Annotated in this window: 8 protein-coding genes; 7 read left to right on the top strand and 1 reads right to left on the bottom strand. The window is 42.2% G+C overall.

The features are described 5' to 3' along the window. From HP456_RS17605 to HP456_RS17585, 5 genes are all read left to right on the top strand, one after another. Positions 1 to 142: stage V sporulation protein AB (locus HP456_RS17605; protein ID WP_172253523.1), on the top strand; the 142-nt coding region annotated here is incomplete at its 5' end. A 24-nt stretch (positions 143 to 166) separates the two neighbouring features. Further along, positions 167 to 736 (top strand): stage V sporulation protein SpoVABEA, encoded by a 570-nt coding sequence (spoVAEA, locus tag HP456_RS17600; RefSeq protein ID WP_172253521.1) that lies wholly within the window; start codon positions 167 to 169, stop codon positions 734 to 736. After that, entirely contained in the window at positions 729 to 2,204 is a 1,476-nt protein-coding gene (locus HP456_RS17595; RefSeq protein WP_172253519.1) for a spore germination protein, read from the top strand. The genes spoVAEA and HP456_RS17595 overlap by 8 nt, the downstream gene beginning before the upstream one ends. A 77-nt stretch (positions 2,205 to 2,281) precedes the next feature. After that, complete coding sequence (lysA, locus tag HP456_RS17590; protein WP_172253527.1) at positions 2,282 to 3,586, top strand: diaminopimelate decarboxylase; 1,305 nt, start codon at positions 2,282 to 2,284, stop codon at positions 3,584 to 3,586. A gap of 744 nt (positions 3,587 to 4,330) precedes the next feature. After that, a complete protein-coding gene (locus tag HP456_RS17585; RefSeq protein ID WP_172253517.1) occupies positions 4,331 to 4,684 on the top strand; it encodes a GNAT family N-acetyltransferase in 354 nt (117 codons plus the stop codon). Positions 4,685 to 4,719: 35 nt separating this feature from the next. On the opposite strand, the gene HP456_RS17580 is transcribed toward HP456_RS17585, so the two are convergent. Beyond that, positions 4,720 to 5,241 (bottom strand): DUF309 domain-containing protein, encoded by a 522-nt coding sequence (locus HP456_RS17580; protein ID WP_172253515.1) that lies wholly within the window; start codon positions 5,239 to 5,241, stop codon positions 4,720 to 4,722. A gap of 161 nt (positions 5,242 to 5,402) precedes the next feature. On the opposite strand from HP456_RS17580, the gene HP456_RS17575 reads away from it, so the two are divergent. Further along, entirely contained in the window at positions 5,403 to 6,167 is a 765-nt protein-coding gene (locus HP456_RS17575) for a segregation/condensation protein A (RefSeq protein ID WP_172253525.1), read from the top strand. Next, a complete protein-coding gene (gene scpB, locus HP456_RS17570; protein WP_172253513.1) occupies positions 6,154 to 6,747 on the top strand; it encodes an SMC-Scp complex subunit ScpB in 594 nt (197 codons plus the stop codon). The genes HP456_RS17575 and scpB overlap by 14 nt, the downstream gene beginning before the upstream one ends. Positions 6,748 to 7,036 lie beyond the last annotated feature (289 nt).

Here is a 7,036-nt window from a genome sequence, read left to right as displayed (position 1 = left end):
GTTGACTGAAGTGCTGAATGTCTTTCCAATCCTTGCAAAGCGGATCGGAATTGAAGGGCAGATTGTCGTATTAATCATGGCCATTGTATTAGGTAAGATCTTCGGTTCACTATTTCATTGGCTGTACTTAGTTCATCAATAAATAGGTGTGAGGCAGGGGTTTTTTATGAGTGAAAGAAGAAAAGTAGTTTTGATAACGGATGGTGACGAATATGCAAAAAGAGCAATCGAGAGGGTGGCGGCAGATTATGGAGGACGCTGTATTTCGAGTTCTAAAGGGAACCCTTCCATTCTCCCCGGCCCTGAAATTGTGAAACTCATAAAAAAAGCTAAGAATGACCCTGTCTTTGTCATGTTTGATGATAGCGGGTTCATTGGTGAAGGTGCCGGTGAAACAGCATTAAAATACGTCGCCAACCACGAAGACATTGAAGTTCTCGGAATCATAGCAGTGGCAAGTAAAACACGGCAGGCAGAATGGACAAGAGTGGATGTCTGTATTGATAAGTTTGGTGAACTAACGCCATATGGGGTGGATAAATTCGGTGTTCCCGAACTTGAAATGGGGAGAATGAACGGTGACACTGTTTATTGTCTGGATGAACTAGACGTTCCCGTCATTGTCGGAATCGGTGATATAGGAAAGATGGCCAAACGGGATGACTCCTCACATGGCGCTCCTATTACAAAAAAAGCGGTAGAAATCATCTTAGAAAGGAGCGGTTATAATGCCTGAAATTAAAAAGACACCCATTCCCAAGGATGTGGCTGTGTTAGAAGAATATATGCAAAAGAACGTCGGTCTGAATAAGAGCTTTGATCTTGGCGTCAGGAAGTTAAAGATACTTAGAAAAAACGTACATTTTTACTATATAAATGGGTTGACGGATGCTGGATACATCATTGAGCTTGTGGAAGAACTTGTTGGCATTAACGATAATGAACGCTTATCCACCCATTTATTCGATATTGTCCATAATCGGTTGGTCCACCAATCAGTTGAGCCTGTAAATACGATTGAGGAAGCGGTAGATGAAGTATTATCCGGTTTGATTGCTGTTGTCGTTGAAGGTTATACAGAAGCGCTGATCGTTGATGTAAGAAGCTACCCCGGACGGCAGCCGATGGAGCCGGATACGGAAAAAGTAGTACGGGGATCCCGGGACGGATTTGTAGAAAATATAATCATAAACACGGCATTGACAAGGCGCAGAATCAGAGACCCAAGATTGAGGTTTGAAATCTTCCGAATCGGGGAGCGTTCAAAAACAGATATATCAATTGCCTACATTGATGATGTGGCAAACCCCAGCCTGATAGAAGTGATTAAACATGAATTGAAAGCCATTAAGATCGATGGATTAACGATGGCCGATAAAACGGTTGAAGAATTCCTTGTGAAGCAGGGATATAACCCTTACCCCCTTGTACGCTACACAGAGAGGGCGGATGTGGCAGCTACTCACTTATTGGAGGGCCATGTACTCATCTTTGTTGATACATCCCCAAGTGTCATCATCACACCGACTACTTATTTTCACCATCTTCAGCATGCGGAGGAATACAGACAGTCGCCTGCTGTCGGGACATTTGTAAAATGGACCAGGTTTCTCGGGTTGCTGGCGTCGCTGTTTCTTTTACCCCTCTGGTATTTGTTTGTCCTTGATCCCACCCTGCTGCCTGAAGGTATTGGATTTATCGGGCCGAATGAACAGACAAACATCCCGATCATCGCTCAGTTGTTCATTGCTGACATCGGTGTGGAGATGTTCAGGATAGCCGCCATTCATACCCCCACACCGCTATCGACCGCGATGGGTCTTATAGCTGCGGTATTAATCGGACAAATTGCGATTGATGTCGGCTTGTTTCAACCTGAAGTCATTCTTTATGTAGCGGTGGCCTCGATCGGAACTTTTGCTACACCAAGCTATGAGTTAAGTGTCGCCAATAAAATGGCAAGGCTGCTTCTGCTGGTTGCAGTGGCATTTTTCCACATTCCAGGTCTAGTCATTGGGTGTACACTATATATCCTGTTTATTGCAAATATCAAGTCACTTAATACACCTTACTTATGGCCGCTGATCCCTTTCAGCCCGGTGGCATTTATTCAGATTCTGATCAGACGTTCGATGCCGGGTGCGAAGATTCGCCCAAGTATCGTACAACCGCGTAATAAATATAAGCAGCCAATGAAATCTTAAGAATATTGCAACACCTCCTGATCTGTGGTAAATTACGTTTAATCAATAAAGGATCAAAGAGGGGAATGAGTCGTTTCATGCATCTTCACGGTTCAGCAGAAATCGATAATGACGGACATTTAATGATAGGCGGGGTAAGTACGACAGATCTTGTCAAACAGTACGGCACCCCCCTATATGTCTATGATGTTGCCTTGATCAGAGAAAGAGCGAGGGGCTTCAAAGAGACGTTCAGGGAACTTGGAGTGAAAGCGGAAGTAGCATATGCAAGCAAAGCATTTTCAAGCATTGGCATTTTCCAATTGATGAAGGAAGAAGGGTTGTCCCTGGATGTAGTATCAGGCGGAGAGCTTTATACCGCTATGAAGGCTGAATTTCCTCCAGAAAGAATTCACTTTAATGGGAATAACAAGTCACGAGAAGAACTCATGATGGCCATTAATTATAATATCGGCTGTATTGTCGTTGATAATTTCCATGAACTTGAGCTGATTTCGGAAATCACCAATGATATGAAGCGGCAGATAAATATTTTATTGAGAGTGACTCCGGGCATTGAAGCACACACCCATGATTATATTCTGACAGGGCAGGAAGATTCGAAATTTGGATTTGATCTTCAAAACGGACAGGCTGAAGAAGCGATGAAGAATTCACTGAAATCAGAATACATAGAATTGCTGGGTCTTCATTGTCATATTGGATCACAGATATTTGAAACAACGGGATTCATCCTTGCAGCAAAGAAAATCATTGAAACCATTGCAGATTGGAAGGGGGCATATGGATTCATCCCTCGGGTCATCAACCTGGGGGGAGGATTCGGCATCCGATATACTCAGGAGGATGACCCTATTCCTCCATCACAATACGTGAAGGAGATGATCAATGCAGTCAAACTGGAAGCAGCGAATGTCAGTCTGGACATGCCTGAGATTTGGATAGAACCAGGTCGCTCGCTTGTTGGAGATGCAGGAACAAGCTTGTATACGGTGGGATCAAATAAAGAGGTGCCGAATATCCGTAAATACCTTGCTGTGGATGGCGGGATGAGTGATAACATCCGTCCTGCCTTATATAAAGCCAAATATGAAGCTGTCATCGCCAATAAGGCGGGAGCAGAACCGGAGGAGACCGTATCGATTGCAGGTAAATGCTGTGAATCGGGAGACATGCTCATTTGGGATATTCCCCTTCAGGAATCTGAGCCTGGAGATGTATTGGCTATGTTCTGCACAGGGGCATACGGCTACTCGATGGCAAATAACTATAACCGCATTCCCCGTCCTCCTGTCGTATTCGTAGAGGGTGGCCAATCTAAACTGGTCGTCCGCCGGGAAACCTACCAGGACCTGATCACACTGGACCAATCATTGATATAGAGAAGAAAAACAGGCTGTACCAAATGTGTTTTAGTCGAATGAAAATCCGAACTTTAATTCAAATTCTTTCTTTAGAATTCGAATTTGTTCGGATTTTTTAATAGGTATTAGCTTGTTCCAGCGGTTGATTGGAGTGCAAGACGCAGAAATTCTGCGGGAGAAGCGAGGCAGGTGGAATCATACAGGAGCTTTAGCGACTAGCAGGCTCACCGTCCGCCCGCTGAAAGCGAAAGCGGTTTTTAGCGGGTATAATAGGATGTAACCTGCCACTGTTCGTCTTTAGAGTATTTTGTCCCAGCCTCTTCCCTTGCTATTGGAACTGTTTGAAAAGAAGGAAAGCCAGCCACTCTGCTTACTCCACTTTTACAAAACTTCATGAATTATATAGATGATATTCCCGCACCACCAGATATGATACTTTCATTCACGGCTTATATTATATACAATAACAGTGTTATCAAAATGAAACGACTGAAGGTGAAGAATGCCATGAAATTGAAAAATGGGCCGCTGTTCTTGATATTATTGATGATTGGCCTCTTGGGAGGAATAGTTTACTGGTTTGTTCTGGCCGCAAACTAGTAAAAATTAGGTTGAATAAACAAAGCAAATTTAGTAAGATATAAAAACATTCTTCTTATTGACGTGATTAATTTAATTCGTGATCGAGATTTAAAAACTATTGTTTTTGGCTATAATGTGAATAAACGCCATTATAGTATAAAACGTAATCGAGGGGTAATTATGTTAATTCGGTATAAAAAGGCATTTGAAAAGATTGCAATGGGTCTATTATCTTTCATGCCAAATGAAAAAGATCTGAAAAAGCTTCAGCAAACAATGAAACAATATGAAACGGAAGACAATTGGCAGCTCTTTTTATGGAAAGAAGAGGACATTGTCGGTTTAATCGGAGTGTATAAAACAGATAGCACGATGGAAGTCCAGCATATATCGGTTAACCCTTCACATCGTCATGAAGGTATTGGGAAAGCAATGATCAAACAGTTGAAAGAAATGTATTCGGAGTTATCGGTAAAGCCGAATACAGATACGGCCTCTTTTTTTGAGAAATGTGACGAAGAAAATATCATTTAATTATAGAAAAGAGACTAACTAGTGGAATCAACATTCTAAGTTAGTCTCTTTTTATTTAGCGCTTTTAATCTCTCGTCGATCACCGGGGTGCGATCGCGTAAGGAATGACGGTGGATGAGCTGCTCATTTGACAGGTCACTGGGCATACACCATTTAAATCCTTCTTTCCTGCATAAGTCTGCGGCTTTGATTAAGAGGACGGGATCTTTTATTGGAAGGTCCAGGCTTTTGTAAGGAACTTGTTCCTCGATGTCCCTGAGGGTATTATTAAGAATCCGGAACAATGAAGAAGCGTCCAATCCAAGTTCGTCAAGTGCTGTTTGATTTGGCTTCAGATTCATTAAAGATTTTGAGAGCATTCTTTTTGCCCCGTTTACATTGTTTCTTCTGTAATGGTACAAACCTACGGCTATTTGGATAAGGCCTACCCAGTGTGAAGATCTATTACCAGGATCAACTTCTTTCCAGTATTCCTCCAACACTTCGTGGCATTCAAAATAATCGCGATTTCCATGGAAATGGACGAGGTATTGAAGGTATGCCTGAGGATAAGTCATGATATCCCTCCTTTTCAACTAGTTTATCATATTCTTTCCTGAAAAAAGTGTATCAAAACAATGTAAGGCGATTCAAAAAATTACTATTGGAGATTAGAGTTGAATCTACTATACTTATAAAAGCGGCTCTTAGGAATGAATGGAAAGAAACTGGTGATAAAGTGGAATACAATGTAAAGATCGATGCGTTCGAAGGTCCACTCGATCTTCTTTTGCATCTTATAAATTCGTTAGAAGTGGATATATATGATATACCGATGGCTCAAATTACAGAGCAGTATTTATTATATGTACATACAATGAAAGACTTGCAGCTCGATGTGGCCAGTGAATATCTGGTGATGGCTGCTACGCTGCTAGCCATCAAAAGCAAGATGCTCCTTCCCAAGCACGATGATGGATTAGTGGATGAGGACATAGAATTCGAAGAAGAAGATCCGCGGGATGAATTAGTAGAAAGACTCGTAGAGTACAGAAAATTTAAAGAAGCAGCAAATGAACTGAAAGCCCGTGAGGAAGAAAGGGGCCAAGTCTTTACAAAGCCGCCAAGTGATCTCACGGAGTATACAGAGGAAGAAGACGTTAAAAACACAGATATTCAAGTGTCATTATATGATATGCTTGGTGCATTTCATAAACTTTTAAGACGCAAGAAAATTCAGAAGCCGATTCAGACGAGAATTACCAGGCAGGAAATATCCATTGAGAAGAGAATGGATGAAATTGTAAGCACTTTGCAGAAGGTGAAAGCAAGAACGCCGTTTACAGCGTTATTTCCCATCAATGACAAAGAGCATTTAGTTGTTACCTTTCTCGCTGTTTTGGAATTAATGAAGAGAAAGCAGATTGTCGTGGATCAGCAAAATAATTTCACGGAAATCTTCGTTGAGTCGTGTGAGGAGGTAGGTCTTGTTGGGCAGCAATAATTGGAAAGGGATTTTGGAGAGTTTACTATTTGCAGCAGGAGATGAAGGTCTTTCTTTAAAACAAGTCTGTTCAGTCCTGGAGTTGAGCGAAGAGGAAGCGAGCGGGCTTCTGCAGGATCTAAAGAAAGATTATGATGATCGTGATGAACGGGGCATTTATATGACTGAGCTCGCAGGGACATTTCAGCTCGTGACGAAGAAGTGTAATGCCGACTATCTGAAAAAGCTGGTGGAGTCACCAAGTGTAAGCTCATTATCACAGGCTGCACTGGAAACACTGGCAATCATTGCGTATAAACAGCCGATAACAAGGGTGGAGATTGAACAGATCAGGGGAGTCAAAACAGAACGGCCCATTCAGACCCTTATGTCAAAGGGACTTGTGAAGGAAATCGGGAGAGCAGAAGGAACCGGACGGGCGTATCTGTTTGGGACGACAGTGGAATTTCTCGACTACTTTGGTCTGAACAACCTCGAAGAACTGCCACCGCTTCCGGAGAGCGTTCAGGAGGATTTTGCTCAAGACGAGGCAGACTTGTTCTTTGAAAAATTCCAGGAAACGATGGATACAGGTGAATGAACAAAAACACGGCGGCCGCCGTGTTTTTTTGTTGTTATTGGAGAGAAACCTGAACTTTCTTTCCGGAGAATGCAGCGTGGACAGGCATCCTTTGTTTTCTCAGCGCCGGGAAGAGAAAGTTCAGGTTTCGTTCATATTAATACTTGTCCTGCATAGACTTGTACAAACACTTCAAAGTAAGATAAAGGGGTAGATGAGTGTGTACAAGAAAAAAATGAAAAATTACATATATTATATGCTTGTATTTGCGTTATTGTTTGTCCTGGTCTCTGAGGAAGTCAAGGCTGCT

The sequence above is a fragment of the Bacillus haikouensis genome (assembly GCF_013179555.1).
GTDB lineage: Bacteria > Bacillota > Bacilli > Bacillales > Bacillaceae_B > Rossellomorea > Rossellomorea haikouensis_A.
Note: the sequence above shows the minus strand (reverse complement) of the source record. Positions and strands in the feature narration are given on the sequence as shown.

Coding starts and splice junctions, on each gene's coding strand:
- spoVAEA (WP_172253521.1), top strand. CDS start 167: ATGAGTGAAAGAAGAAAAGTAGTTTTGATAACGGATGGTGACGAATAT.
- HP456_RS17595 (WP_172253519.1), top strand. CDS start 729: ATGCCTGAAATTAAAAAGACACCCATTCCCAAGGATGTGGCTGTGTTA.
- lysA (WP_172253527.1), top strand. CDS start 2,282: ATGCATCTTCACGGTTCAGCAGAAATCGATAATGACGGACATTTAATG.
- HP456_RS17585 (WP_172253517.1), top strand. CDS start 4,331: ATGTTAATTCGGTATAAAAAGGCATTTGAAAAGATTGCAATGGGTCTA.
- HP456_RS17580 (WP_172253515.1), bottom strand. CDS start 5,241: ATGACTTATCCTCAGGCATACCTTCAATACCTCGTCCATTTCCATGGA.